Genomic DNA, 25,935 nt, shown 5'->3' with positions numbered 1-25,935 from the left:
GAGCAGTGGTCGTATACGAGATTTCCTTGCAGCCACAACCCCTCCTTACGTTGGGGCTTCGAAGGGGTGGTGCAGCCACCACCCCTTCGAAGCTGGGTCAGTTGAAGTACTTCCAGATGTCCCAGGCCGTGATGAGCGTGCTGACCGTCCCTACGGCAGCCTTGATTGCGGGCCACGCAGTGCGCTGGAAGGTTGCGAACGACTTCTTGACACCGTCCGAAAGCTTCTTCCACAGCGCGGGGACCTTCTTCAACGCATTGATCGCAGTGCGGATGAGCGATATCCAGCTCCGCTCGGTCTCGCCGACACGATCGGATGACCCCGCCGGTGCTGCGGTGTTGGAGAGGGGCCGCGCCCAAGCGGGGGCACCGGTCGCGGCCGCGCTGCGAGTGGTTGTCGGGCCGTGGGTCGGTGCGCTGCTCGACGCGGAGACCGGCGTCGATGCCGGGGCCACCGCAGCCGTCGCGGGCACGGATGTGCCGAGGACAGCTGCTGCCGTGACGCAGGCTACGACTCCTGTCGACGCTGCCCAGCTCCGCCGCTTGCGCTGATACATGATTGCTCCTTCGCGATCCGTACGTGCCGGTCCTGGTCGACCGGCAGGCTGTACGGGCAGCACGCTACCAACGTTTCACCCGCTGATGTGTAAAGTCTTGAAATATTACGAACGCGCTCATCGATCGGTACGGTGGTGGCCATGGCCCGATTCACGCCCCCAGCCGCCGACGCGATGCGCGCCCGGCTCCTGCTCGCCGCGCGGGACGAGTTCGCCGCGGTCGGACTGGCCGCCGGCAGGGTCGAACGGATCGGTGCCGCAGCGTCGAGCAACAAGGCACAGGTCTTCCACTACTTCGGCAGCAAGGAGGGGCTCTTCGACGCGCTCGTCGCCGACACCGTGACCGAGACGTTCGCCGAGGCACCGCTCGACACCGCCGACCTCGCCGCCTGGGCCGGCCGGGTGCACGACTCGTACGTCCGTCGCCCCTGGGCACAGCGGCTCGCGACGTGGCACCGGCTCGAGCGCGCCGACGTCCCGCTCGAATCCGTCGCGACGAGCTACGCCGACGCGGTGGCCGAGGTCGAGCACGCCCAGCGTGCCGGGGTCCTGCCGCGGGCGTTCCGGCCGGCGGTGCTGCTCGGACTCGTCCTGCACACCGCCGCGTTCTGGAGCGCGACCGCTCCGGAGTACGAGCCGCTGGTGCAGGCCGTGACGCCGCCACGGCGTCGCCAGGTCGTGGTCGACGCGGTCACGGCGCTGGTCCGCGGGAAGTCCTGACCGAGGGGCCCCGCGGACCAGCGTGAGCGTGCTCGGACCGAGCGTGCGGGACGGAGCCGCGCCGGGCCTCCTGGGCGTCCCTCAGTCGGCTGCGCCGGCGGCGACCCGCAGCGTCCGCTCCGCATCGTCGAGGTAGTCGGCGAGCAGCGCCGAGGCGGCGTCCTGGTCGCCACCGCGCAACGCGGACACGATCGCGTCGTTCCGGTCGACGAAGTCGGCGTGGAACGACGCCGGGTCGTCGGTGGTCAGGAAGGCGAGTCGCATCTCGGCGAGCAGCCCGTCCATCAGTGCGTGGATCCGCTCGCTCGGCACCGCGCGCACGAGCTCGGCGTGGAAACGGATGTCGGCGGTGCCGACCGCGCCCCACTCGCCCGCGGACGCTGCTGCCCGGGCGTCGGCGACCGCTGCTGCGGCCTCGGCGAGTGCCGGTGCGTCGGGGGTGCAGGCACGGACGGCCGCCTCCTCGAGCACCCGCCGAGCCGCGTAGAGATCGGCGACGTCGGCAGCGGAGAGTCGTCGGACGAACACCCCGCGGTTGAACACGTGCTCGACAAGGCGGTCGCGGGCGAGTAGTCGGAAGGCCTCGCGCAGGGTGTTCCGTGACACCCCGAGCTGGTCGCTCAACCGTTCCTCGGACAGCTGCGCCCCGGGGGAGAACCCACCCGACGCGATCATCGTGCGCAACCGCGTGGCCGTGGAGTCAGCGCCGCCGACGGTTCGGGTCATGGCACCGATCCTGGCACGGGTGGCGTTTGTGAAGGGCGTGTTACAGAGCGGAACCGGCTCTTGCGATTGTTGAACAATGCGGTCCAGACTGTCCCGCATGTTCGTCCTCATCGGCGTCGCCGTCGTCATCGTCGGCTTCGCGCTGCGCATCAACGCGCTCCTCGTCGTCACGGTCGCGGGCATCGTGACCGCGGCCATCGGCGGGATCGGTCCCGTCGGCATCCTCGACGCGTTCGGCAACGGGTTCGCCTCGAGTCGTTCCGTCACGACCTTCGCGCTCGTCCTGCCCGTCATCGGCCTGATCGAGCGCTACGGCCTGCAGGACCAGGCGAAGCGTCTGATCGCGAAGCTCGACAAGCTCACGACGGGTCGTCTGCTCGCGGGCTACCTGGTGATCCGCCAGGTCACCGCGGCGGTCGGCCTGACCAGCATCGGTGGCCCGGCGCAGACCGTGCGCCCGCTGGTGTACCCGATGGCCGAGGGTGCGGCGACCAAGAAGTACGGGCGGATCGACGACCGGATGCGCGAGAAGATCAAGGGCTACTCGGCCTCGTCCGACACCGTCGGCGTGTTCTTCGGCGAGGACGTCTTCGTCGCGGTCGGTTCGATCCTGCTCATCACGACGTTCGTCGACTCGACCTACGGGCTGTCGCTCGAACCGATCGACCTGGCCCTGTGGGCGATCCCGACGGGCATCGCGGCGCTCATCGTGCACGGCGGACGCCTGCTGCTGTTCGACCGCCGACTCGACAAGATGGCGGCGGACGCCCGTGCCGACGCCCCGACCCTGGGGGCAGCAGCGTGATCACCAGCGAATGGCTCTACTGGCTCATCGGCGCGTTCTTCATCGCCGTCGCCGTCCTGATCGTCACCGACACCGCGCACGCGAAGCGCCTGGGCAACGCGGCGTTCTGGGGCATCCTGGGCCTGTCGTTCTTCTACGGCACCTTCGTCGCCGCCGGCACCGTGCCGGCCTGGACGCTCGGGATCGCCGTCCTCGTCATGGTCGCGCTCGCCGGACTCGGCTTCACGGGCACGACGAGCCGCACCCGGGTCGCGAGCATCCCCGGCGCGGGCACGGGTGCCGAGACCGGCCCCGCCGAGCCCACCGGGGTGACGCAGAAGATCACGAACGCCGGAAGCGGCAGCGGCAGCGTGCTGGCCACCACCAGCCCGGACGAGCGCGCCGCGTTCGCGACGAAGTACGGCAACCGGCTCTTCATCCCGGCCCTCGTGGTGCCGGTGGTCGCCGTGCTGGTCGCGACGCTCGGCCCGCTCGTCTCGTTCGGTGGCGAACCGCTCCTCGCCGAGGGCAGCGCGACCCTGACCGGCCTGGGCATCGGTTCGGTGCTCGCCGTCGTCGTGGCCGTGTTCGTCCTGCGCCCGCCGAAGATCGCCACTCCGATCCGCGAGGGTGGTCGGCTCCTGCAGGCGATCGGCTGGGCGGCGCTGCTGCCGCAGATGCTCTCGACGCTCGGCATCGTCTTCACCCAGGCGGGGGTCGGTGACGCCGTCGGCACGATCATCAAGTCGGTGCTGCCCGACGGCTCGCTGCTCGCCGCCGTGGTCATCTACTGCCTGGGCATGGCCCTGTTCACGATCATCATGGGCAACGCCTTCGCCGCCTTCCCGATCATGACGGCCGCGATCGGCTGGCCCGTCCTGGTGCAGGGCTTCGACGGCAACCCCGCCGCGATCTTCGCGATCGGCATGCTCGCCGGCTTCTGCGGCACGCTCGTCACCCCGATGGCGGCGAACTTCAACCTGGTGCCGGCCGCCCTGCTCGAGATGCGGGACAAGTACGGCCCGATCAAGGCGCAGATCCCCACCGCCGCCATCCTGCTCGTCGTCAACATGGGAGTCATGTACCTTGTCGCATTCTGATGCCGCCCCGATCGACCTGACCCGGGCCGCCTGGGCCGACCGCTTCGCGGCCGTCGCCGCGGACAACACGACCCGCGAGTACCCCTACGCCGCGCACCACGCGACGTCCGGACCGGACGACCGAGCCCTGCCCGTCGAGCTCCACCCCGCCTTCGCCACGTCGTACGACTGGCACTCGTCGGTGCACATGCACTGGCTCGCGGCGCGCCTGGTCGCGCACGGCCTGCCGACCGACCTGGAGGCCCGTCTCACCTCGATCCTGCAGGCGCACCTCACGACGGATCACCTCGCGACCGAGGCGGCCTACCTGCGTGAGACGCCGCACTACGAGCGCCCCTACGGCTGGGCCTGGCTCGCACGGCTCGCCGCCGAGGTGTCAGCGTCCGAGGCACCCGCCGTCCGGGCGCTGGCACCGGGGTTCGCGCCCGTCGTCGACGTCCTCGAAGACCTGGTCGTCCGGTGGATCGACGGCGCCGCGCACCCGGTCCGGCACGGCGTGCACTCGAACTCGGCGTTCGGGTTGCTGCTCGTGCTCGAGGCCGCCCGGTCGCTCGACCGTCCGGCCCTGGCGGCTGCGGTCGAGGGGGCTGCGAAGGACTGGTTCGGCGCGGACGCCGGGTGGCCGTTCGCCTGGGAGCGGAGCGGGCACGACTTCCTGTCCGCGGGCCTCGCCGAAGCCGACCTGATGCGTGCGGTGCTGCCCGCCACGGAGTTCGCCACGTGGGCGCGCGGCTTCTTCGCCGCGGTGCAGCCGGGCGACGCGATCCTGCGGTCGACGGTGGTCCGTGACGAGAACGACCCGCAGCAGGTGCACCTGTTCGGGCTCGACCTGTCGCGGGCGGGCTCGGCCCGGCGCATCGCGGACGCACTCCGCGCCGGGGCCCCGGACGACACCGGGATCGCCGACCTGCTCGACGACGCGGCCGATCGGCTGCTGGCCTCCGGGCTCGCGGCGAGCGTGGGCGAGGAGTACTACTCCACCCACTGGCTGGCGAGCTTCGCGTGGGACGCCATGGAGGCCCGGGAGCACGCCGCCCGCTGATCGTTCGTCGGAAGGTCGGTCCTCTCCGGACACAACGAGGATCCGGAGGTACCTTCGGGGCCATGAGCGATCCGAAGGACGACGAGACCCTCGACGACTTCCGCGAGGCGCAGGAGACCGACTACGAACCGGAGCCGACCGTGCTCGACCCCGACGACCTGCCGGTGGTCGACGACGCGGACGACGAACTGCTCCCCGACGACGACCGACCGGTGCCGCTCGACACCGACGACGACGCGATCTGAGCCATCGCGCCGCCGTCGTGCAGCGGCGTCGGCGTCGGCGTCGGCGTCGCCTCAGTCGAGCGGGAGGGTCCGCGCGAAGGTGCGGGTGACCGGTGTCGCGGCGAGGAACGGTGCCATCGCCGGAGCGCCCTCCGGCGTCGCGCGCCAGGCCACGTAGGTGTCGTGGTCCTCGGCGGTCGTCCACGACTCGACGACGACCATGCGCGCCGGGTCCTCGTCGTCGACCAGGACCTCGAGCGACTCCAGGCCGTGGAACGACGCCGTCTGTTCGAGCGTCTCGCGGATCGCACCCTGCAGTGCGTCGGAGGGGGCATCGCTCTGGAACTGGACCTCGAGCAGGACGGTCATCGACATGGGGAGCCTTTCGTCAGCGGTGTCCAAGCCAACCCCTGACCCCCTGCGCTTGTTCCGGGTCGGTCAGTCGACGATCCGGAACCGGAGCGGATCGCCCGGACGGAGCTGTGCAGCGAGGTCGATCGACGCCGGCGTCAGGACCGCGACGACCGGGTACCCGCCGGTCACCGGGTGGTCGGCGAGGAACAGCACGGGGAAGCCCTCGGGCGGCACCTGCAGTGAACCGGTCTCGACGCCCTCGCTCGGCAGCTCGCGTGCCACGGAGCGGACGAGCGGCTTCTCGGCCGTGGTGCGGACCCCCACGCGGTCGCTGTCCGCACTGACGGAGAAGTCCTGACCGGTCAGGGTCGTACGCCACTCCGGGGTGAACCAGTCGTCGCGCGGTCCGGGCACCACGTCGAGCACGACCGGCTCGTCGGGCCACCGCGGCTCGGGCTGCGGCACCGCGTCGACGATCGGCCACGACACCCGGGCGTCACCGACGGGCAGGACGTCACCGGCCGACAGCGGCGGCGGACCGAGGCGCGCGAGGGAGTCCCACGAGCGACTGCCGAGCACCGGGTCGACCGCGAAGCCCCCGAGGACCGCGACGTAGGCGCGCAGGCCCACGGTCGCGGTGCCGATCCGGAGCGTGTCGCCCGGGGCCAGGAGCAGCACCTCGTGTGACGCCGCCCCGCGGACCGACCCGTCCGCCCGCTCGACCTCGACGGGGCAGGCCGCGCCGGTGGTGGCCGCGACCACGTACGCGTCTGCGTGGAGCGTGACGGAGCCGAGCAGGGCCTCCAGGACGGCCGCGTCGGGACGGTTGCCGACCAGTCGGTTGGCGAGCGCCGCGGAGCCGCGGTCGGCGGCCCCGGCCGCGCCGAGGCCCATGTCGCTGAAGCCCGGGCGCCCGAGGTCCTGCGTGGTCGCGCCGTAGCCGACCTGCACGACGGTCAGCGCGCTCATCCCGCACTCGCCACGACGAAGCGGACGAGCGTGCCGGCGGGCGCGAGCGCCGGGGATGTGCGTTCGAGCGACCACATCGGCACGTCGGTGCGACCGATGAGCTGCCAGCCGCCGGGCGAGGTCCTCGGGTAGACGGCGCTGAACTCGCCGGCTACCGCGACGGCCCCGCTCGGGACCGCCGTGCGGGCGGTGCTGCGGCGGGGCAGGTCGAGCGGTCGATCACTGCCGGTGAGGTAGCTGAAGCCGGGTGCGAAGCCGCAGAACGCGCTCGTCCAGAGCTGCCCGGTGTGCCATGCCACGAGCTCGTCCCGCCGCATGCCGGTCAGCTCGGTGACGGTGTCGAGGTCCTCGCCGTCGTAGGTGACGGGGATGACGAGCGGCTCGGTGTCGTGTGCTTCGAGCGCTGCGCTGACCGGGCTGACCTGCGTGAGCTCGGCGCGGAGCCGCCCGGCGTCCGTCGTGGTCGGGTCGAACCGGAGCAGCAGTGTCCGGGCGCCGGAGACGATCTCGGTCAGCCCCGGCAGGGCGGCCTGCGCGAGCCCGGCGCGGAAGGCGACGACGTCGGCGAGGGACTCGAACGTGGCCAGGAGTGCGCTGCCGCCCGCGGAGCGGACCTCGGGGCCCGTCACGGTGCGAGCGGCGGGGACGGTGCGAAGGGAGCGATCGTCACGCCGTGCTCGGTCAGCAGCGCTCGGATGGCTCGGGCCATCGCGACCGCGTCGGGGGAGTCGCCGTGCACGCAGACCGAGTCGGCGCGCACGGCGATCTCGGACCCGTCGACGGCGGTCGCGACGCCGTCGGTGACCATGCGGAGCACCCGGGCTGCGACCTCGTCCGGGTCGTGCAGCACCGACCCCGGCTGCTTCCGTGACACCAGTGAACCGTCGGGTTCGTAGGCGCGGTCGGCGAAGGACTCGCTCACCGCGCGGAGCCCGTGGCGCTCGGCCGCCAGCAGCAGCTCCGACCCGGGCAGCGCGAGCACGGCGAGGGACGGGTCGACGTCGGCCACGGCTCGGACGACGGCCTCGGCCTGCACCGGGTCGGCGCAGGCGGTGTTGTACAGGGCGCCGTGCGGCTTGACGTAGGTGACGGCCGTGCCGGCGACGTGCGCCGTGGCGGCCATCGCGCCGAGCTGGTGCACGACGTCGGCGTACAGCTCGTCGGGCGTGACGTGCACTGGTCGGCGGCCGAACCCGATCAGGTCGCGGTAGGCCACGTGTGCGCCGACCGCCACCCCGCGCTCGGCGGCGGCGCGGGCGGTGGCGAGCATGATCGTCGGGTCGCCGGCGTGGAACCCGCACGCGACGTTGGCGCTCGAGACGACGTCGAGCATCGCGGCGTCGTCGCCCATGGCCCAGGCGCCGAAGCCCTCGCCCAGGTCGCTGTTCAGGTCGATCGTGGTCACGGGTGCTCCCTGTCCTCGCGGGTTGTTGAACAATCTACCGATCGCCCCGGTCCCTGTCACCCGCTGCCTCCGACCGGACGGCGGTTTCCGAGGTGCGCCACGTACTGTCCGAGTCCTCAGTACCACCGGCGGCAGTGCTGCCGGATCGATCTCTGCACTGGAGCAGCTCATGACCGACAGTGACAACACGCACGACGCCCCGAAGAACGACTCCGAGGGCACCGAGAAGCCGGGCGGCCTCGGCGACGACAACACCATCCCGAACAACCCCGACGGCCTGGCCGCGGGCCACACGGGTGACGACTCGCACTTCAACCCGGAAGAGGACGGCGAGCACTAGCGGCTCCTTCCGGCCTGCGGGTCGATGCAGAACGACACCGTCGTTGTCCTCCGACAGCGGCGGTGTCGTTCTGCGTCAGCACCACGTCCGTCAGCACCCGACGAAACATGCGCGACAAAACCTTCCGGCACGAGGTTTCCGGTGCTACAGTCCCGATCACCTAGCAGCACTAGGGATTCAGCGGGCGCCGAAGCCCCCTGTGACTCGAGGAGGAGTCATGTCGACACCGACGTCGAAGGAAGAACCCACGCGGGGCATCGCCGGGACCGCGTCCCCAGCGGTCACCGCAGCCGCCGGAGCCACCGCCACGGACGCCGCGGCGTCCCGGGCGTTCTCGGTCGAGGGCATCACGCAGTCCGTCAGCACCGTCCGGGTGGGTCGGGGGTACCTCTGGGGCCTCAGCTTCGCCCAGTTCGGTCTGTTCGTCGCCCTGCTCACCCCCGTCTTCGTGAGCATGTCGATCAAGGCGACGGAGCTGAACCCGACGAGCCCCGAGACCGTCGTCGGCTCGGTCCTGCCGTTCGGAGCGCTCGGCGCCCTGTTCGCCAACCCCCTGTTCGGCGCGCTCTCCGACCGCACCCGGACGCGGTGGGGTCGTCGTCGCCCCTGGATGGTCGGCGGTGTCGTCGTCTTCGTCGGTTCCCTCGCCTGGCTCGCGTTCTCGCCCGACGTGCTCCAGCTCACCCTGGCCTGGGTGCTGGCGCAGGTCTCCGCCAACGCCGTCCTGTCCACGCTCACGGCGAGCTTCGCCGACAACGTGCCGGAGTTCCAGCGCGGCAAGGCGTCGAGCGTCATCGCCCTGGCGCAGAACATCGCGATCCTGGCCGGGCTCTACCTGGCCGTGTACCTGGTCGGCAACCTGCCGCTGCTCTTCATCGCACCGGGCGTCCTGGCGATCGTCGCGGTCCTCGTCTACTCGTTCGTCGCCCGTGACGACCTGCCGACGACGCCGGTCAAGCCCTTCAGCTGGATCAACCTGATCAGCTCGTTCTGGACGAACCCGATCAAGCACCGCGACTTCGGGCTCGCCTGGTGGGGCCGCTTCCTCATCACCTTCGGCACGTTCATGTTCACGACGTACCGACTCCTCTACATGCAGGACCGCATCGGACTCCCGCAGGCCGAAGCGGTCGGGGTCGTGGCGTTCGGCGTGCTCCTCTACACGATCGCCCTGCTCGTCAGTGCCGCCGTCTCCGGCTGGGTGTCCGACCGGATCCAGCGTCGCAAGGTCTTCGTCTGGGGTTCGACGGCCATGACCGCCGTCGGCCTGGTGATCCTGGCCCACGTCGACAGCGTCGGAGGGTTCTACTTCGCCGAGATCGTCCTCGGCTTCGCCTTCGGCATCTACGCCGCCATCGACACCGCGCTGATCGTCGACGTGCTGCCCGACCCGGAGCGCCCCGGCAAGGACCTCGGTGTCATCAACATCGCGAACGCCCTGCCGCAGTCGCTCGCTCCCGCCGTCGGCCTGTTCCTGCTCGGCATCGGTGGTGGCCAGAACTACACGCTCATGCTCTGGGGTGCCGGCGTCGCCGTCATCCTCGGTGCCCTCGTGATCCTGCCCGTCAAGTCGGTCCGCTGACCGACGCGACCGCCTGGAGGCGCGACCCGCGCCCGCGACGCATCCCGCGCCTCCGGACGGTCACCTCCACCGCACGTGCCCGGCTCCGCGGGCGCGGTGACGGGCAGGGGTGGCGTGGTTCAGAGCTGCGGTGTGCGCTTGCCGAACAATGCGTCGAGGAACCGCGAGAACCGCGACTCCGGTTCGTGAGTGGTCTCGATCGAGCGGGTCGGCGAGCGGAACGCCAGGTCGTGCAGCATGTTCCGCTTCGACCCGTCCCAGTTCGCGAACAGGTAGGTCCCGCCGATGAAGGACATGCTCCGGACCGGCGTGCGCTTCCACGAGTCGGCAGCCACGTAGTACCCCGCGTGGCCGGCGCGGATGTGCTGGATCACAGTGTCCACGTCGATGACACCGGTCGGTGTCACGACGGCGGTGATGCCCGTGCGGTCGCGGGCGACGTACTCGATGAGGTGTTCGGTCACGATGGAACTCTTCGTCACGGTGGTGAGGCGCCACGGCAGGGAGCGTGGCGAAGGGGATTCGGAACCGCCGTTGCTTCCGTTTCCAGAGTACGTCCGCGGCGGGCGTGCCGTTCCCGGATGTCCACCGTTCGCAGACGGACGAGCGTTCAGCGGATGGGGGTCCGGACGGCCCACTCCGCGATGCGTTCGATCGTGTCGCCGAAGTCCCTCGTGCCGGGTCTGTTGAGGAACGCGTGACGGCTGTCCGGCAGGACGTGTCGTTCGACTTCGATGCCCGCGGTCTCGAGCTCGTCCGCGAAGCGCTCGCCCGAGGCGCGCATGACGTCTCGCTCGGCGTCGATCACCAGGGTGCGGGGAAACCCGCCGAGGTCGTCGGACGCCGGGTAGACCGCAGCGGGGCGGCCGCCCGCGTACGCCCGGTTGCTCAGGTCGAGCAGCAGCGGCACGTGCGTGAGCCGCCGGTGCCCTCGGACGAGTCGCCGCACCGCCGGGTCACGGGGGAGTCGGGCGTGGAAGAACCCGTAGGTCAGCACGAGGCCGGCCAGCGGCGGGGCGCTCGCGACCGCGGACGCCGCCAGGCACGCACCGGCGCTCGCGCCGCCGAGCAGCAGGCCGGACGGTGCCTCGTCGTGCAGGTGGCGGAGCACGGCGACGGTCTCGTCCCGCGCGTGCGGTGCCCGTCGTCGCCCTCGCGGTCCGCCCCGGCCGAGCCAGGGCAGTCCGGGCAGCGGTCCGAGGCGGTAGTCGACGGTCACGACCGGCAGGCCGTGCTCGGTGAGTGCCCGTGCGACGGCGTCGGACTCGGGCAGCTCGAGGTCGCCCCGGAAGAACCCGCCACCGTGCATCCAGACCAGGGTCGGGGACCCCGTGCCGCCGCTCTGCTCCGCCGGTCGGTACCGCCGGATGGGGACCGGTCCGTGAGGTCCGTCGATCCTGTCGTCCGCGACCTCGATCGCGTCCTGGTGCATCCCCCGCATGGGAGCAGTGTCGCAGCACGCGGGCGCGAATGAGGCTCACGGCGCTTGAATAGGCATACTTTTGTAGCGGCCAAAGGGGCACAGCCCGGAAACCATGCGTCAAGGCGGACGAGGCCAATGCGGACGCCTCGGACGGCACCACCGCGACCTTCACCTGGAACGGCGAGACCGGCCGCGTCGAGATGACGGGGGACACCCCGCCCGAGGGCAGATCGCGGCTGCACGACCACGTCGTCACTGTCGGTCGTGGGTGATCCATACGCCGAAGTCGACGCGCTGGCCGCGGGAGTCGCAGTGCTCCACCGTGCCGTCCTGCCCGTCGCGGCCACCGATCGTCCGCGGGCGCGTCATGCTGTTCCCATGCAGTCCGTCCGTGCCGCCGCCCCCGGTGTCGCCCTCGCCGTGGCGATCGGCATCGTCGCCACTCTCGTCGGCCGTGTCGTCCCCGTGGTCGGTGGTCCCGTCCCCGCCGTCATGATCGGTGCCGTCGTGGGGTGGCTCGTCCGGCGTCGCACCGGTGGCTCACTCGCCGCACTTGCTCCCGGGGTGAAGTTCTCGTCCAGCCGGGTGCTGCAGTTCGCGGTGGTCCTGCTCGGCGCGCAGCTGTCCATCGGTGAGGTCCTTCGCATCGGCGGTGAGACCCTGCCGGTGATGCTCGCGACGCTCGTCGTCTGCCTGGTGGCTGCGTGGGGGATCGGCCGACTGCTCCGGGTCTCGGGCGCGCTCCGCACCCTGATCGGCGTCGGGACCGGCATCTGCGGTGCCTCGGCGATCGCCGCCGTGACACCGGTCATCGGCGCGGTCAGTGCGGACGTCGCCTACGCGATGTCCACGATCTTCCTCTGCAACATCGCGGCCGTCTTCGCCTTCCCGCTGCTCGGGCACGCCCTGGGCCTCAGTCAGCACGCCTTCGGCGTCTTCGCGGGCACCGCCGTGAACGACACGTCGTCCGTCGTCGCCACGGCGACGGTCTACGGCCGCCAGGCGACCGACACCGCGGTCGTCGTGAAGCTGGTGCGCACCCTGATGATCGTCCCGATCGTCATCGGGCTGGCCGGACTGGAGGCCCGCCGCGCCTCCCGCGAGCAGCTCGCCCCCGCCTCGGGGCCGGGCCGCGGGTTCCGTGTGTTCCGGTTGGTGCCGTGGTTCCTGATCGGGTTCCTCGTGGTGGTGCTGCTCCGGACGGTCGGGGCCCTGCCCGCGTCCGTGGCACCGGGGTTCGCGACGGCCGCCTCGTTCCTCATCACGGTGGCGCTCGCCGCGATCGGCTGCTCGACGGACTTCGCCGCGCTCCGCCGTGCCGGGTTCCGGCCGATGCTGCTCGGCATCGCGCTCTGGGTCCTGGTGGCGGGGACGAGCCTGGGCATGCAGGCGGCCTTCGGTCTGCTGTAGGGCTTGCCGAGGTCCTCCATATCGTTTATCGTTGCATCGAAATTCGATGGTATCGATGATCGACAGGGAGACAGTCATGACCACACCCGTCTACGAACCGCCCCGCGGGCGGAGCTCCTACCTGGCCTACGTCGTCTCGTGCGCGATCGGCATCGCGATCGTCCTGTGGCGGTACGTCGACCTGCTCGTCCACTCGATCACCTCGGGCACGGTGGCGGTGCCGATCCGGATCCGTGAGACCAGTGCCGTCCCGCAGCCTCCGGGTGGTGCGACGGTGACGTCCGACCAGCTCGTGCTCCGGGCGCCGATCGCCGACGTGCCAGGTGGTGCGATCGGGTACATCCGCGTCGGCGACGCCCTGGAGGCCCTGCTCGTCAGCGCCCTCATCGCCCTGGTCGCGGCGGTGGCCTGGAAGATCTCGCGCGGCGGGCTCTTCGACCGCTCGACCACCCGGATCCTCGACTGGCTCGCCGGCGCGGTGCTGGCAGCCGGGTTCCTGCCGTCGTTCGTCCGCCGCATGGGGTGGAACTGGGTCGTGTCCGGCCTCGGCTGGGACGGGTACCTGCCCACACCGGTGGTGGACCACCAGTTCCTGCCCGTGTACCTCGGCCTGCTCGTCGTCGTCTGCTTCCGGTTCGCGCTCACCGCCTCGCAGCGGATGGTGCGGGACCAGGCCGGGCTGGTCTGATGCCCCCGGAACAGGAGGACGGCCACGCGGTCGTCTGTCACCTCGACGACCTGCTGGCCGCGCGGGGGATGACACTGACCGAGCTCGCCGACCGCGTCGGTGTGACCGTTGTCAACCTCTCGGTGCTCAAGAACAACCGGGCTCGCGCGATCCGGTTCTCCACCCTCACCCGACTGTGCGAGGTGCTCGGCTGCCAACCGGGCGACGTCTTCTCGGTGCGCACGGACTGACGACGGGAGGCCCGTCCTGCGTGAGCGGATCTGCTCACGTGGGACGGGCCTCCTGGCCGGGTCTGCCGTGCCTGCCGCGCCGGCGGCGTCAGCCGCGCAGTGCCTCGGACAGCTTCACGCGACTTCCGGTGCGGAGCAGGGCGTTCTCGTAGACGCGGGCGCCGATGACGACGACCGCGACGACCGAAGCGGCGACGATGAGGAGCGAGAGGATCGGCTCCCACCACTCGGCCGTCCCCAGGAAGATCCGCATGGGCATGCCGATCGGGGCGCTGAACGGCACGTACGACATGATGCCGAGGATCGTCGGGTTGTCGTACGCGACGATGATCAGGAAGTACGGGATCATCACCAGCATCATCACCGGGGTGGTGACGCTGCCGACGTCCTCTTGCCGGGAGACGAGCACGGCCGCCGCGGCGAACAGCGACGCCAGGAGCACGAACCCGATCGCGAAGAAGCCGATGAACCACAGGATGCTCGGGCCGAGCATCGCGAACATGTTGTCCTGCCCGGTCACCGCCAACGTGACGATGGCGGCGACGGCCACCGCGACGATCTGGGCGAAGGCCATGATGCTGTTGCCGAGCACCTTTCCGGCGAGCAGCGCCCGGGCCGGGATCGCGGACATCAGGATCTCGACCACCCGCGTCGACTTCTCCTCGACGACGCTCTGCGCGATGGACTGGCCGAACGTCACCGCCGACGCGAAGTACACGACGCCGAACGCGATGGCGATGAGGTAGACCAGCCCACCCGGGAGTGCGTCCGGGTCGAGCAGCTCGATGCGCGGGGTGACGCTCAACGCCGAGACGACCTCGGACGGGGCCTCGTCGAGTCCGACGACCTTGTAGCCGAGCGGGTCGTCCGACGGCACGATCGCGGCGTCGACGTCGCCCTTCGTCACGAGCCGTTCGGCGTCGTCGACCGATGCCGACTTCGTGACGTCGAGCCCACTCGTGGTCGGCAGCGAGACGCCGTCGACGACGGCGACCGGGGTGGTGTCGTCGGCGGTGGCCTTGCTCACGATCCCGCCGACGACGATCGACGCGACGACCATGCCGATCAGGATGAGCGCCGAGACCACGAAGGCCTTGCTGCGGATGCGTGCCTGGATCTCACGTGCGGAGACGAGCCGCACGGCCTGCACGAAGGAGTTGTTCATCGGACGACCTCCCGGAAGACCTCGCTGAGCCGCGGCACCCGCGGTGAGAACGACCCGACGGTGCCGTGCTGGACGGCCCGCTGCAGGACACGCTGGGCGGTGGCGGCGTCGGCCTCGAAGACCGCGTACCCGCCGTCGAACTCGCGCACGGCCACACCCGGCTCGTCGCGGAGCCAGGCGACGTCCCCGTCGACCAGCAGCTCCCAGGCGGCCGGACCGGCCTGCCTGCGGAGTTCCTCCTGCGGGCCGGCGGCGCGGATCGTGCCACCGGCGATGACGACGACGTCGTCGCAGAGCCGCTCGACCACGTCGAGCTGGTGGCTCGAGAACAGCACCGGGACGCCCCGGGCAGCGGTCTCGCGCAGCACGCCGAGCACGGTGTCGACGGCCATCGGGTCGAGGCCCGAGAAGGGCTCGTCGAGCACGAGCACCTCGGGGTCGTGGGCGAGCGCCGCCGCGATCTGGACGCGCTGCTGGTTGCCGAGCGACAGCTTCTCGACGGGGTCGCCGGCGTGTGCGGTGAGTTCGAGGCGTTCGAGCAGCTCGCCGGTGCGGCTCGTCGCGGCGCGCTTGTCGACGCCGTGCAGCCGGGCCAGGTAGGTGATCTGCTCGGCCACCGGCATCTTCGGGTACAGGCCGCGTTCCTCGGGCATGTAGCCGAAGCGGCGGCGGTCGGCGGGCCGGACCGTGGTGCCGTCGATCGAGACCGTGCCGGCGTCGGCCTGCAGGACACCGAGCATGATGCGCATGGTGGTGGTCTTGCCGGCGCCGTTGCCGCCGACGAACCCGGTGAGGCGTCCGCTGCCGACCGTGAACCCCACGTCGTCGAGCACCCGGCGGTCACCGAAGTGCTTGGTCACCCCTTCGATGGTGAGCATGTCGTTCCCCTTCGTCGCGACGCTGGTCGTCGCTGCGTCCGACGCTATTGGCCGGGAGGCACGCCCCGCCTCCGCCGTCAGGCGGGACTCGGGTGGGTGCCCGGCTCCACCGCGTGGGGGAGGAGGGCGGGCGGGTCGCGCCGTGCCGTGCCTCCAGGACGGATGCGTGTGCATGTTCCGACGTTCCACGCGTCGATCGACTCACGTTCTGTCGGAACTTGCACCCACATGCGATGCGTGTGCATCTTCCGACGTTGCACGCGTCGATCGAGTCGTGGAAAGTCGGACTTCGCGGCGGCAGCCGGTCGACGAGTTGCGCTCGGTCAGCCGGCGACGCCGTGCTCGAACGCCCAGACGACGGCCTGGATCCGGTCGCGCAGTGCGAGTTTCTGGAGCACGTTCGACACGTGGGTCTTCACGGTGGCGTCCCCGACGTAGAGCTCGGCGGCGATCTCCGCGTTGCTCAGACCTCGGGCGAGCAGCCGCAGCACCTCGGTCTCCCGCTCGGTGAGCCCGGCGGCGGCGAGTGCGTCCTCGCCCGTCGTGGCGGGTGTCGTGGTCGTGGTGGTCGCCGGGGGCTGCGCCGCAGCCGACGCCGTCGCCCGGCTGATCACCCGGCGCGTGACGTCCGGCGCGAGCAGGGCGTCCCCGGCGGCGACGGTCCGGACCGCGTCGATCAGCCGCTCGGGGGAGGCGTTCTTCAACAGGAACCCGCTCGCCCCCGCCTCGAGCGCCTGGAACAGCGCGTCGTCGCTGTCGAACGTGGTGAGGATGAGCACCGCCGGCGGATCCGGCAGCGCCGCGATCCGCCGTGCCGCCTCGAGCCCGTCGACGCCGGGCATCTGCACGTCGAGGCAGACCACGTCCGGGCGGAGCTCCTGCACGGCCTCGACCGCACGCGCGCCGTCCGAGGCTTCGCCGACCACGCGGAACCCCGGCTCGGACTCCAGGATCACGCGGAACCCGGCGCGGACGAGCTCCTGATCGTCGGCCAGCACGATCGTCAGGTCGGTCGTTCCGTTCACGTCGTCGGCAGCCATGCGCGCACCAGGTAGCCTCCTCGGGCTCGTGGCCCGATCTCGATCCGTCCGTCCACGGCGGCGACGCGTTCCCGCATCCCGACGTGTCCGAGGCCGCTGCCGGAGGTGCTCCGGGCGGCACGGGCACCGAGCCCGTCGTCCGTGACCTCCACCTCGACGCCGTCGTCCAGGTACCGCAGCCGGACGTCGGCGCGGGCGGTCGGGCCGGCGTGCTTGAGGATGTTCGTCACCGCTTCCTGCACGATCCGGTACGCCACCGCGGCCACCGTCGGCGGCACCGGGCGCTCGTCGCCCACGACGACGTACTCGGCGGGGTGGCCGGCCACCCGGGCGGACTCGGCCAGTTCGGCGATCCGCGTGATGCCCTCGGTGCTCGGGCCGTCGCCACCGGCCGCCCCCAGGCCGCCCGCGTCGTCGTCGGAGCGCAGGGTCCCGAGCATCCGCCGGAGTTCCTCCACCGCGGTGCGGGCGCTCTCCTCGACCACCCCGAGCGACGCCGTCGCCTGCGCCGGGTCGCGGTCGATCACGCGCCGTGCCGCACCCGCCTGCACGCCCATCAGCGAGACGTGGTGGGCGACCACGTCGTGCAGCTCGCGGGCGATCCGTACCCGCTCGATCGTGACGGCCTGGGCCGCTGAGCGCTCCCGCTCGGCGGCGAGTTCGGCGGTGCGTTCGGCGAGCTCGTGTCGTGCGACCGCGGAGGCCCAGGCCCGGTTGCCGGCGTACCAGGCGGCGCCGAAGTAGATCACGTTGATGACGATGTTCAGCAGCGAGATGGCGACGTAGGGCGCCACCGGCGAGTCCGTGTCGTTCGGGAGCGCGTTCGGTGACGCCCACCCGAACGAGATCGCGACGAACAGCCACGCGAACATGCCGCCGATGACGACCCAGCGCACCGCTTCGGCCCGCACCCGATCCGAGCACCACGCGCCCACCGTGTAGAGCGCGATGAAGAGCGTGAAGTTGACGAGGAAGACCTCGGGCACCTGGAGCAACTGCGTCGCGGCGAACGCCACCGCCGACACCAGGGCCACCGACATCGGGAACCGCCGGCGGAACGCGATCGGGGCCGCGTTCGCGACGATCATCAGCGCGGAGACCCACCAGGAGGCCTGGTCGTCGCCGTAGGTGCCAGCCGACCCGTACAGGAACGTCGTGACGGCGAGCCCACCGGCCAGCACCACCGCGAGCACCGTGTCCTGCCGGTACTCGTGCTGCCCCACCGGCAGTCGCGACCACTCCGCCGTCGTCCCCATGCAGGAAACGCTACTGGGTGCCCCCGGTCAGGAGTAGCCTCCCGCCAACGAGCAGGGGAGACGCGATGCAGTTCCTCGTCAACGTCATCGACGACGGCCAGGCCGCCGCCGTCGGCGACACGTACTCCGCTACCGACGCCGAAGCCGCCGCGGTCGACGCCTTCAACGAGCGGATGGCCGACGCGATCGTGTTCGCCGCCGGGGTCTCCGCACCGGCCGACGCCACCGTGGTCGACGCCCGCGGGGGCGCGGCCGACACGAGGACCGGGCCAGCGACGACCGGGCCAGCGACGACCGGGTCCGCCACGGCGGGGTTCGCCAGCAACTCCGACGAGTACGTCGCCGGGTTCTGGGTCATGGACCTCCCGGACGCCGAGACGGCTGCCCGGGTGGCGCACCAGGCGTCGCAGGCGTGCAGCCGGAAGATCGAGCTCCGCCCGCTGCTCTGACGGCACGGACCCCACCCGGCCGACGGACCACCGCGGGGACGGCGCTCGCCGCGGTCACGACCGCCCCGACCACGAACGTCGCGACGAACCCGATCGCACCGACGAGCGCTCCGGCAGCCGCCGCACCGACGGCCTGCCCGAGCACGAGTGCGACGAACAGCATCGAGGTGCCCGCCGACGACCGCTCGTTGTCGATCTCGGTCGTCCACGCGATCAGGGCGCCGGTCGCCGCCGTGTAGCCCCAGCCGAACACGGCACACGCCAGCAGTGTCGCGACCGTCGACTGCGGCGCTGCCCCCAGGACCACGACGGCGACGGCGACCGAACCCGCCGTGAGCGCCCAGAGCGTCCGGGCGCGCAGCGCGTTCGTCCAACGCGCGGTGACCACGACGGCGGCTCCACCGATCCCGAGCGCGATCCAGGCCGACACCGAGACAACGACCGACGCGCCGGCCTCCACCAGCGCCGAACGTCCGTAGGTCCAGACGACGGCGGACCCGGCCCCGAACAGCAGCGCCAGCACGAGGACCCCTCGGTGCGCGACGAACCACGGAGCGCCGGGCAGCGGTGACCGGGACGCAGCAGCCCCGCCGCGTGACACCACGAGCAACAGGGCTCCGACGGCCAGGGCGAACACCCCGGACACCGCCCAGGCCGTCCGCCAGTCGGGCAGCAGCACGAGTGCGAGCACGCCGGCGCCCACGAGTCCGGGGCCGGTGCCGGCGTTCACGATCGCCTGCGCGCGGCCCTGCAGCCCCTGGGGCACCTGCGCCGCGACGATCCGCACGAGGGCGGGGGACGCGAGTCCGGCACCCGCCGACGCGAGCACGGCGCTGATGCCGAACGCCAGCGACCCACCGGCCGTCGCCATGGCGATCGCACCGGCCCCCGCCACCAGGGTCGCGACCGCGACGAGCACCCGGGGCATCCGTGCGGCGAGCAGGAACCCGGCCACCGCACCGACGCAGTACAGCGCCGAGGCGCCCGACGAGACCCACCCGGCGGCGTCGGACCGGAGCCCCAGGTCGCGCTGCACGTCGGGCAGGAACAGCCCGTACGCCAGGCGCACCAGGCCGTAGGTGGCGGCGATCAGGCCGAGTCCGCTCACGAGGAGCAGTCGATGTCGTAACGAAAACGAGCGTTTCACTTTTCAGAGCCTAGGGTGCTCTCATGGTGATGCGCCCAGGGACCGAGCAACGGCTGCTCGACGCCGCCGAGGAGCTCTTCTTCTCGCAGGGCATCGCCGCCACCCCGATCGACGCCGTCCTCGAACGGGCCGGGGTCTCGACGGCCACGCTGTATCGCGGCTACGCGAGCAAGGAAGCGCTCGTGGCGGCTGCCCTCACCCGTCGCCACGAGGACTGGATCGCCACCTGGGACCGCGCGGTCGCCGCCGAGCGTGACGACCTGGGCCGACTGCTGGCGGTGTTCGACGCCCTCGACGACTACCGCTCGACGCCCACGGGCTCCCGCTGGTGCGCCTTCCTCGGCACCGCCGCCGAGTACGCCGACGCCCCCGCCGAGGTCCGACAGGTCCTGGACCTCGAGACCAACACCCTGCGCCGGCGGCTCGTGGCGCAGGCGGTGCCGGTGGTCGGTCCCCGTGCCGACGCGCTCGCCGATCAGCTGCTCCTCATCGTCTCCGGTTACCTTGCGATGCGGTTGCGCGACCCCGCGCTCGACACGACGACGGCACGGTCCGTCGCCGCGTCCCTCATCCGGGAACACACCACCCCGGACGGAACGATGCCCCGGGCCTGACGCGACCCGCGCCCGGGACGCCACCCGCGCCCGGGACGCGCGTCGAGGCGGACAGGAGGCCCGTGGCGGCCCCGCGCCGCGCCTCCAGGCCGTTGACCGTCACCCCACGGCCCGTGCCGCTCTGCCGAGCGCTCAGGCGCGACCGCGGTTGCGGCGCCGGATCTCCTTCGGAGCCCGCCCGGCCATGAAGGACCGTGCAGGATCGACGAGGAAGCCCTGCCGGAGCGCCTCGCGACCGACGAGCATCCGGAACCCCATCTGGTCCCGGTTGCTCAAGGTGACCTCGGACTCGACGACCTGCCCGGCCAACGCGACCCGCGTGCGGACGACGATGCGCTCCTGGGTGTGCCCGGTCGAGCTGCGGACGATGCGGCGGTCGTGCACGTCGCACTCGATGGTGGAGGCGTCCGCATCGGTGTCCTGCCAGGGGTGCAGCGAGAACCGGACCCGCTCGCCGGGCAGTTCCTCGAGGTCGAAGGCGTGCAACGCGGAGCTCCGGGCGCCGGTGTCGAGCTTCACCTTGATCCACGGCACGCCGAGGTCCGGCAGCCCCGCCCACTCCCGCCACCCGGCGACGACGAGCCCGCTGTCGGAGGACTTCGGAGCTCGGGCCATGTGCCCATCCTGTCGCATGCTCCGCGGCCACGTCCGCATGCTTTGATGGAGCGTCGCCGTCGATCCGACCCAGCGGAGAACCCCTCGATGAAACTCGCCATCCTGTCGCGCGCGCCCCAGGCGTACTCGACCCAGCGCCTCCGCGCAGCGGCACTCGACCGCGGTCACGAGGTCAAGGTGCTCAACACCCTGCGCTTCGCGATCGACCTGTCCGGCGACGACCCGGACCTGCTCTACCGCGGCAAGCTGCTGAGCGACTACGACGCCGTGCTGCCGCGCATCGGCAACTCGATCACCTACTACGGCACCGCGGTGGTGCGGCAGTTCGAGCAGATGGACGTCTACACGCCGAACACGGCGAACGGCATCACGAACTCGCGCGACAAGCTGCGGGCGAACCAGATCCTGTCGCGGCACGACATCGGCATGCCGGCGACGACCTTCGTGGCCGGCCGCAACGACGTGCGCGGGGCGATCGAACGGGTCGGCGGCGCGCCCGTCGTCATCAAGCTCCTCGAGGGCACGCAGGGCATCGGCGTGATCCTGGCACCCGAGGCGAAGGTCGCCGAGTCGATCGTCGAGACCCTGCACTCCACCAAGCAGAACGTCCTGATCCAGCGGTTCATCGCCGAGAGCCGCGGTCGGGACATCCGGGCCCTCGTCGTCGGCGACCGGGTCGTGGCCGCCATGCGCCGCACCGCCTCGGGCGACGAGTTCCGATCGAACGTGCACCGCGGCGGCACCGTCGAGAAGGTCACGCTCTCGCCCGAGTACGAGGCCGTGGCGGTGCGCTCGGCGCAGATCATGGGCCTCAAGGTCGCCGGCGTCGACATGCTCGAGGGCAACGACGGGCCGCTCGTGATGGAGGTCAACTCGTCGCCAGGGCTCGAGGGCGTCGAGCGCGCCACCGGCCTCGACATCGCCGGTGCGATCGTCGACTTCATCGCGAACCAGGTCGCGTTCCCCGAGATCGACGTCCGCCAGCGGCTGTCCGTCTCGACCGGCTACGGCGTCGCCGAGCTCCTCGTGCACACCAACGCCGACCTGGTCGGCAAGACGATCAAGGAGTCCGGGCTCTGGGACCGTGACATCACGGTCCTCACGCTGCACCGCGGCTCGAACGTCATCCCGAACCCTCGCAGTGGCGTCGCCCTCGAGCCTGGGGACCGCCTGCTCTGCTTCGGCAAGCTCGAGGAGATGCGGTCGATGATCCCGGAGCGCCGCAAGCGGCGCGCGAAGGTGCGGAAGCTGCCGAAGGACGTCTGAAACGGGCCGTCCAGCGCATCCGGATCGCGCACACAGGCCAGATGCGGAAGTATGTGTCGGTGACGATCATGACGGAACGGCCGGTCGACCAGGCATCGAGCAGTGAACCGGAGCAGCCCGGCAACGCCACGGCGAAGCACCGGAACGTCTCGCTGCTCTCAGTGGCGACCACCACTGCGGAGCGTGTGACGACCTCGGCCGACATCGAGGCCAAGCTCCGAGGGGTCCTCCGTCGGCTCCGTCTGCCGATGGGACTGCTCGAGCGCGTCGCCGGGGTCATCGAGCGTCGCAACTGGGGCGAGGGGCAGACCTTCCAGGACGCCGCGATCGACGCCGGCCGTCGTGCCATGGCCGAAGCCGGTGTCCGTCCGGACGAGATCGGGCTGCTCATCAACACCTCGGTGACGCGCCCGCACCTCGAGCCGTCGGTGGCCGTCCGCCTGCACCACGGCCTCGGGCTGCCGTCGTCCGCCATCAACTTCGACATCGCGAACGCCTGCCTGGGCTTCGTGAACGCCATGAGCGTCGCCGCGGGCATGATCGACTCCGGGCAGATCAAGTACGCCCTCGTCGTCGACGGCGAGGACGCCGACCAGGTGCAGCTCAACACCATCGACCGCCTGAACCAGGGCGGCCGGAACCGCAAGGACTTCATGAGCGAGTTCGCCAGCCTGACCCTCGGGTCCGGTGCCGCGGCGGCCGTGCTCGGCCCGGCGGACCTGCACCCCGAAGGCCACCGGATCGTCGGCGGCGTCACCCGCGCGGCGACCCAGTGGTATGACCTGTGCGTCGGCAGCGTCGACGGCATGTTCACGGACGCGAAGATGCTGCTCAAGGGCGGCATGGAGCTCGTCGTCGCCGCCTGGACCGAGGCCCGAGCCCACTTCGACTGGGCAGACATGGACCGCTACGTGCTGCACCAGGTCTCCGACGTGCACACCAACGCCTTCGTCGAGGCGATCGGCATCCCGCGCGCCAAGGTCCCCACCACGTACCAGCGGTTCGGCAACGTCGGCCCCGCGTCGATCCCGATCACCCTCGCCGACGAGGTCGCCTCCGGTGGGATCCGTCGCGGTGACCGCGTGTTCCTGGGCGGCGTCGGCTCCGGCATCAACACGGCGATGATGGAACTCCACTGGTGAGGTCCCGGCTGCCCCGCGTCGCCGCGAGCACGGCTCCGGCGACGCAGCCGCCCTCCCTGCCCGGCCTCGACCCGGCCTGGTCGCGTCTGGTCACGGTTCCCGCGTGGTCCGCAGAGCGGACTGGGCCCACGCCGCCGGTTCCGGAGCGACGCGCCAGCGGCGGGCCGGCCGTGCCGGTGGGGAGAGGCACAGATCGCGCCGTGCGCACCTGGCACCTCCTGGACACGGCCGGTTCCCTGGCCGCGCTCGGCGTGGAACCGGTCGGCACGATCCTCTGCGTGCACGGCAACCCGACCTGGTCGTACCTGTGGCGGTCGGTGCTCCGCACCTCGCTCGAGGTCGCCCGGGCCGGCGGACCGGCCTGGCGCGTGGTCGCCGTCGACCAGCTCGACATGGGCTTCTCGGAGCGCACCGGCGTCGAGCGGGGACTGGCGCAGCGCGTCGCGGACCTCGGAGCCCTGACCGACGAACTCGGGCTGACCGGACCGGTCGTCACCCTCGGCCACGACTGGGGTGGTGTGGTGTCGCTCGGTTGGGCGGTCGACCACCCGGACGTCCTGGCCGCCGCGATGACGTGCAACACCGCCGTGCACCAGCCCGACGACGCCCCGATCCCGGCACCGCTGCGGCTCGCCCTCGGCCCGGGGATGCTCGGCCGCGCGACGGTCGTGACCCCGGCGTTCCTGGAGACCACCCTGGCCATCGCGCACCCGAAGCTCGAGCGGGCCACAGCCGACGGCTACCGGGCGCCCTACCGCGGTGCCGCCCGACGCGGTGGCATCGGCGGCTTCGTCGCGGACATCCCCGTCGACGCCCGGCACCGGAGTGCCGCCGAACTCGACCGCATCGCCGCCGGGGTCGCCGCGCTCGACGTGCCGGTGCTCCTGCTCTGGGGTCCGCGCGACCCGGTGTTCCTCGAGCGCTACCTGGACGACCTGACCGAACGCGTGCCGCACGCCGACGTCCACCGGTTCGAGGGCGCCGGGCACCTGCTGCCTGATGACGCCGACGTCGCGGGTGCGGTGTTCGACTGGCTCGGTGACCGCCTGCCGGACGGTGGCCGTCCTGCTCAGGCCCCCACGGGCCTCCAGTCCGAGGTCGTGGACCCGGGCCAGCCCGCACAGGCGACCCCGCCGCTCTGGGCGCGGCTCGACGAGCTGCGTGACAGCGACGAACCCGCGCTGGTGGAGATGGCCGCCGCCGGTGGCCCCCGCACGATCACGTGGCGGCTGCTCGCCCGACGGGTCGACGAGATCGCCGCCGGACTCGACGACCTGGGCGTCCGGAGCGGCGACCGTGTCTCGCTCCTCGTGACCCCCGGCGCCGACCTGACCGCCGTCCTGTACGCCTGCGTGCGGATCGGGGCGGTCGTCGTCGTCGCGGACGCCGGACTCGGACTCGGCGGCCTGACCCGGGCCGTCCGCGGAGCCCGACCGGACTGGATCATCGGCGCGCTGCCCGGGCTCGGTGCCGCGCGCGCCCTCGGCTGGCCGGGGCGACGCATCGCGACGGTCTCGTTGCCCGCGCCGGCACGGAAGGCGCTGCGTGTGGAGCACACGCTCGTCGACGTCGCCCGCCGCGGTGCCCGCCGTCTCGCCCACGGCACCGCGCTGCCGGCGGCACCGTCGTCGGACGCACCCGCGGCCGTGCTCTTCACCTCGGGATCGACCGGGCCGGCGAAGGGCGTCGTGTACACGCACGGGCAGCTCAGCGCCGTCCGGGACGCCCTGGCCACCCAGTACGACGTCGGTGTCGGCACCGGCCTCGTCGCCGGGTTCGCACCGTTCGCGCTGCTCGGCCCGGCCCTCGGGGCACGGTCGGTCGCGCCCGACATGGACGTCACTGCCCCGCGCACCCTGACGGCGAAGGCGGTCGCGGCCTCGGTCGCCGCGGCTGACGCCACCGTGGTGTTCCTGTCGCCGGCGGCACTGGCGAACGTCGTCGCGACCGCGTCGGAGCTCACCGACGCCGACCGCCAGGCACTGAAGGGCGTGCGGCTGTTCCTGTCGGCCGGGGCTCCGGTCTCGGCTGCGCTGCTCACCGCGGCGACCGAGCTGATGCCGAACGCCAGCGCGCACACCCCCTACGGCATGACCGAGGGGCTGCTCATGACGGACGTCGACCTGGACGGGGTCCGTGCCGCCGGCCGGTCCGATGACGAGGGGATCTGCGTTGGGGTGCCGGCAGCGAACGTCCGCGTCCGCATCGCGCCGCTCGACGGTTCCGGGCGCTCGACCGGAGCCCTGACGGACGAGCCCGGGGTCACCGGCGAGATCGTCGTCGCGGCGCCCCACGTGCGCGACCACTACGACCGGCTCTGGCGCACCGACCGGGTCTCGCGCCTCGGCGTCGACGACCCGCGCGGGCACCGCACCGGGGACGTCGGGCACCTGGACGCCGCGGGACGGATCTGGGTCGAGGGCCGGCTGCAGCACGTGCTCACCACCCCGAGCGGGGTCGTCACGCCGGTGGGGCCGGAGCAGCGGATCGAGGGCGTCGACGGTGTCGGACGTGCCGGGGTCGCGGGCATCGGGCCGATCGGCACCCAGCAGGTGGTGGCCGTCGTCGAGACCGACCCGGCCGTGCGCCGGCCCGGGTTGGCGTCGCCGTCGCTCGCGGCAGCGGTCCGTGCCGCCGCCGGAGTGCCGCTCGCCGCGGTGCTCGTCGTGCCCGTGCTGCCGACCGACATCCGGCACAACTCCAAGGTCGACCGCACCCGGCTCTCACGCTGGGCCGGCTCGGTGCTGTCCGGTGGACGGATGGTGCGCCCGTGAAGGGCGCGTCCGGCATGACCTCACGCGCTCACCGAC

Annotated in this window: 29 protein-coding genes; 16 read left to right on the top strand and 13 right to left on the bottom strand. The window is 71.8% G+C overall.

Annotated elements, in window-relative coordinates; translation table 11 throughout:
- Window positions 1–101: 101 nt before the first annotated feature.
- Together DEJ27_RS11955 and DEJ27_RS11950 are read left to right on the top strand one after the other, a co-directional pair.
- Window positions 102–551: a hypothetical protein gene (locus DEJ27_RS11955; protein ID WP_111192192.1), complete on the top strand. Its 450-nt coding sequence runs from the start codon at window positions 102–104 to the stop codon at window positions 549–551.
- Between the two features lie 146 nt (window positions 552–697).
- Window positions 698–1,276, top strand: a complete 579-nt coding sequence (locus DEJ27_RS11950) for a TetR family transcriptional regulator (RefSeq protein ID WP_110860982.1) — start codon at window positions 698–700, stop codon at window positions 1,274–1,276.
- A gap of 81 nt (window positions 1,277–1,357) precedes the next feature.
- Here the strand turns inward: DEJ27_RS11950 and DEJ27_RS17515 are convergent, their stop codons facing one another.
- On the bottom strand, window positions 1,358–2,002 hold the full coding sequence (locus tag DEJ27_RS17515; RefSeq protein WP_181420087.1) for a GntR family transcriptional regulator: 645 nt from the start codon (window positions 2,000–2,002) through the stop codon (window positions 1,358–1,360).
- 97 nt (window positions 2,003–2,099) lie between these two features.
- Between DEJ27_RS17515 and DEJ27_RS11935 the strand changes: the two genes are divergently transcribed.
- The 4 genes from DEJ27_RS11935 (at window position 2,100) to DEJ27_RS11920 (ending at window position 5,173) form a co-directional block, all read left to right on the top strand.
- A complete protein-coding gene (locus tag DEJ27_RS11935; RefSeq protein ID WP_027465970.1) occupies window positions 2,100–2,807 on the top strand; it encodes a DUF969 domain-containing protein in 708 nt (235 codons plus the stop codon).
- Window positions 2,804–3,886, top strand: coding sequence for a DUF979 domain-containing protein (locus DEJ27_RS11930; protein WP_110860978.1), 1,083 nt, complete (start codon window positions 2,804–2,806; stop codon window positions 3,884–3,886). Before DEJ27_RS11935 ends, DEJ27_RS11930 begins: the two co-directional genes overlap by 4 nt.
- Window positions 3,873–4,928: a DUF2891 domain-containing protein gene (locus tag DEJ27_RS11925; protein WP_258369891.1), complete on the top strand. Its 1,056-nt coding sequence runs from the start codon at window positions 3,873–3,875 to the stop codon at window positions 4,926–4,928. Before DEJ27_RS11930 ends, DEJ27_RS11925 begins: the two co-directional genes overlap by 14 nt.
- 62 nt (window positions 4,929–4,990) lie before the next feature.
- Complete coding sequence (locus DEJ27_RS11920) at window positions 4,991–5,173, top strand: hypothetical protein (protein ID WP_110860976.1); 183 nt, start codon at window positions 4,991–4,993, stop codon at window positions 5,171–5,173.
- A 51-nt stretch (window positions 5,174–5,224) separates the two neighbouring features.
- Here DEJ27_RS11920 and DEJ27_RS11915 read toward each other — a convergent pair whose 3' ends face one another.
- The 4 genes from DEJ27_RS11915 to DEJ27_RS11900 all read right to left on the bottom strand — a co-directional run bounded on the left by DEJ27_RS11915 (window position 5,225) and on the right by DEJ27_RS11900 (window position 7,880).
- The gene (locus DEJ27_RS11915) at window positions 5,225–5,527 is read right to left on the bottom strand and encodes a putative quinol monooxygenase (protein ID WP_110860974.1); all 303 of its coding nucleotides are present in this window, start codon (window positions 5,525–5,527) and stop codon (window positions 5,225–5,227) included.
- 63 nt (window positions 5,528–5,590) lie between these two features.
- Window positions 5,591–6,475 (bottom strand): biotin-dependent carboxyltransferase family protein, encoded by an 885-nt coding sequence (locus tag DEJ27_RS11910; RefSeq protein WP_110860971.1) that lies wholly within the window; start codon window positions 6,473–6,475, stop codon window positions 5,591–5,593.
- Window positions 6,472–7,104, bottom strand: coding sequence for an allophanate hydrolase subunit 1 (locus DEJ27_RS11905; protein WP_110860967.1), 633 nt, complete (start codon window positions 7,102–7,104; stop codon window positions 6,472–6,474). Before DEJ27_RS11905 ends, DEJ27_RS11910 begins: the two co-directional genes overlap by 4 nt.
- The gene (locus DEJ27_RS11900) at window positions 7,101–7,880 is read right to left on the bottom strand and encodes a LamB/YcsF family protein (protein ID WP_110860965.1); all 780 of its coding nucleotides are present in this window, start codon (window positions 7,878–7,880) and stop codon (window positions 7,101–7,103) included. Before DEJ27_RS11900 ends, DEJ27_RS11905 begins: the two co-directional genes overlap by 4 nt.
- 169 nt (window positions 7,881–8,049) lie before the next feature.
- On the opposite strand from DEJ27_RS11900, the gene DEJ27_RS17775 reads away from it, so the two are divergent.
- Both DEJ27_RS17775 and DEJ27_RS11895 read left to right on the top strand, forming a co-directional pair.
- Window positions 8,050–8,220, top strand: a complete 171-nt coding sequence (locus DEJ27_RS17775) for a hypothetical protein (protein WP_164941189.1) — start codon at window positions 8,050–8,052, stop codon at window positions 8,218–8,220.
- Window positions 8,221–8,437: 217 nt separating this feature from the next.
- Entirely contained in the window at window positions 8,438–9,802 is a 1,365-nt protein-coding gene (locus tag DEJ27_RS11895; RefSeq protein WP_110860963.1) for an MFS transporter, read from the top strand.
- 119 nt (window positions 9,803–9,921) lie between these two features.
- Here DEJ27_RS11895 and DEJ27_RS11890 read toward each other — a convergent pair whose 3' ends face one another.
- Both DEJ27_RS11890 and DEJ27_RS11885 read right to left on the bottom strand, forming a co-directional pair.
- Window positions 9,922–10,266 (bottom strand): hypothetical protein, encoded by a 345-nt coding sequence (locus tag DEJ27_RS11890; RefSeq protein ID WP_110860961.1) that lies wholly within the window; start codon window positions 10,264–10,266, stop codon window positions 9,922–9,924.
- A gap of 146 nt (window positions 10,267–10,412) precedes the next feature.
- A complete protein-coding gene (locus tag DEJ27_RS11885) occupies window positions 10,413–11,243 on the bottom strand; it encodes an alpha/beta hydrolase (RefSeq protein WP_110860959.1) in 831 nt (276 codons plus the stop codon).
- Window positions 11,244–11,603: 360 nt separating this feature from the next.
- On the opposite strand from DEJ27_RS11885, the gene DEJ27_RS11880 reads away from it, so the two are divergent.
- The 3 genes from DEJ27_RS11880 to DEJ27_RS11870 all read left to right on the top strand — a co-directional run bounded on the left by DEJ27_RS11880 (window position 11,604) and on the right by DEJ27_RS11870 (window position 13,553).
- Complete coding sequence (locus tag DEJ27_RS11880) at window positions 11,604–12,635, top strand: YeiH family protein (RefSeq protein WP_110860957.1); 1,032 nt, start codon at window positions 11,604–11,606, stop codon at window positions 12,633–12,635.
- A gap of 76 nt (window positions 12,636–12,711) precedes the next feature.
- Window positions 12,712–13,323 carry a hypothetical protein gene (locus DEJ27_RS11875; RefSeq protein ID WP_111090970.1) on the top strand — a complete coding sequence of 204 codons (612 nt, stop codon included), beginning with the start codon at window positions 12,712–12,714 and terminating at the stop codon, window positions 13,321–13,323.
- Window positions 13,323–13,553, top strand: a complete 231-nt coding sequence (locus DEJ27_RS11870) for a helix-turn-helix transcriptional regulator (protein WP_017886849.1) — start codon at window positions 13,323–13,325, stop codon at window positions 13,551–13,553. The genes DEJ27_RS11875 and DEJ27_RS11870 overlap by 1 nt, the downstream gene beginning before the upstream one ends.
- An 88-nt stretch (window positions 13,554–13,641) precedes the next feature.
- Here the strand turns inward: DEJ27_RS11870 and DEJ27_RS11865 are convergent, their stop codons facing one another.
- From DEJ27_RS11865 to DEJ27_RS11850, 4 genes are all read right to left on the bottom strand, one after another.
- Window positions 13,642–14,718 (bottom strand): ABC transporter permease, encoded by a 1,077-nt coding sequence (locus DEJ27_RS11865; RefSeq protein WP_110860952.1) that lies wholly within the window; start codon window positions 14,716–14,718, stop codon window positions 13,642–13,644.
- Window positions 14,715–15,596 (bottom strand): ABC transporter ATP-binding protein, encoded by an 882-nt coding sequence (locus tag DEJ27_RS11860; RefSeq protein WP_110860950.1) that lies wholly within the window; start codon window positions 15,594–15,596, stop codon window positions 14,715–14,717. Before DEJ27_RS11860 ends, DEJ27_RS11865 begins: the two co-directional genes overlap by 4 nt.
- 323 nt (window positions 15,597–15,919) lie before the next feature.
- On the bottom strand, window positions 15,920–16,636 hold the full coding sequence (locus DEJ27_RS11855) for a response regulator transcription factor (RefSeq protein ID WP_110860948.1): 717 nt from the start codon (window positions 16,634–16,636) through the stop codon (window positions 15,920–15,922).
- The gene (locus DEJ27_RS11850; protein WP_258369890.1) at window positions 16,618–17,892 is read right to left on the bottom strand and encodes a sensor histidine kinase; all 1,275 of its coding nucleotides are present in this window, start codon (window positions 17,890–17,892) and stop codon (window positions 16,618–16,620) included. The genes DEJ27_RS11855 and DEJ27_RS11850 overlap by 19 nt, the downstream gene beginning before the upstream one ends.
- Before the next feature lie 65 nt (window positions 17,893–17,957).
- Between DEJ27_RS11850 and DEJ27_RS11845 the strand changes: the two genes are divergently transcribed.
- A complete protein-coding gene (locus tag DEJ27_RS11845; RefSeq protein WP_110860946.1) occupies window positions 17,958–18,341 on the top strand; it encodes a YciI family protein in 384 nt (127 codons plus the stop codon).
- Here DEJ27_RS11845 and DEJ27_RS11840 read toward each other — a convergent pair.
- Window positions 18,247–19,449 carry an MFS transporter gene (locus DEJ27_RS11840; RefSeq protein WP_220032949.1) on the bottom strand — a complete coding sequence of 401 codons (1,203 nt, stop codon included), beginning with the start codon at window positions 19,447–19,449 and terminating at the stop codon, window positions 18,247–18,249. The two genes, DEJ27_RS11845 and DEJ27_RS11840, sit on opposite strands and share 95 nt — an antisense overlap.
- Window positions 19,450–19,511: 62 nt before the next feature.
- Here DEJ27_RS11840 and DEJ27_RS11835 point away from each other — a divergent pair, with 62 nt between their 5' ends.
- The gene (locus tag DEJ27_RS11835) at window positions 19,512–20,102 is read left to right on the top strand and encodes a TetR/AcrR family transcriptional regulator (protein ID WP_110860942.1); all 591 of its coding nucleotides are present in this window, start codon (window positions 19,512–19,514) and stop codon (window positions 20,100–20,102) included.
- Window positions 20,103–20,234: 132 nt separating this feature from the next.
- Here DEJ27_RS11835 and DEJ27_RS11830 read toward each other — a convergent pair whose 3' ends face one another.
- Window positions 20,235–20,717 carry a RimK/LysX family protein gene (locus tag DEJ27_RS11830; protein WP_110860939.1) on the bottom strand — a complete coding sequence of 161 codons (483 nt, stop codon included), beginning with the start codon at window positions 20,715–20,717 and terminating at the stop codon, window positions 20,235–20,237.
- 87 nt (window positions 20,718–20,804) lie between these two features.
- Between DEJ27_RS11830 and DEJ27_RS11825 the strand changes: the two genes are divergently transcribed.
- The 3 genes from DEJ27_RS11825 (at window position 20,805) to DEJ27_RS11815 (ending at window position 25,899) form a co-directional block, all read left to right on the top strand.
- The gene (locus DEJ27_RS11825; RefSeq protein ID WP_110861118.1) at window positions 20,805–21,983 is read left to right on the top strand and encodes a RimK family alpha-L-glutamate ligase; all 1,179 of its coding nucleotides are present in this window, start codon (window positions 20,805–20,807) and stop codon (window positions 21,981–21,983) included.
- Between the two features lie 68 nt (window positions 21,984–22,051).
- Window positions 22,052–23,125, top strand: coding sequence for a 3-oxoacyl-ACP synthase III (locus tag DEJ27_RS11820; protein ID WP_110861116.1), 1,074 nt, complete (start codon window positions 22,052–22,054; stop codon window positions 23,123–23,125).
- Between the two features lie 8 nt (window positions 23,126–23,133).
- A complete protein-coding gene (locus DEJ27_RS11815; RefSeq protein ID WP_110861114.1) occupies window positions 23,134–25,899 on the top strand; it encodes an alpha/beta fold hydrolase in 2,766 nt (921 codons plus the stop codon).
- The last annotated feature ends 36 nt before the right edge of the window (window positions 25,900–25,935 follow it).

The sequence above is a fragment of the Curtobacterium sp. MCPF17_018 genome (assembly GCF_003234135.1).
Classification (GTDB): Bacteria; Actinomycetota; Actinomycetes; order Actinomycetales; family Microbacteriaceae; genus Curtobacterium; species Curtobacterium flaccumfaciens.
This window is presented reverse-complemented; position numbering and strand designations above follow the sequence as displayed.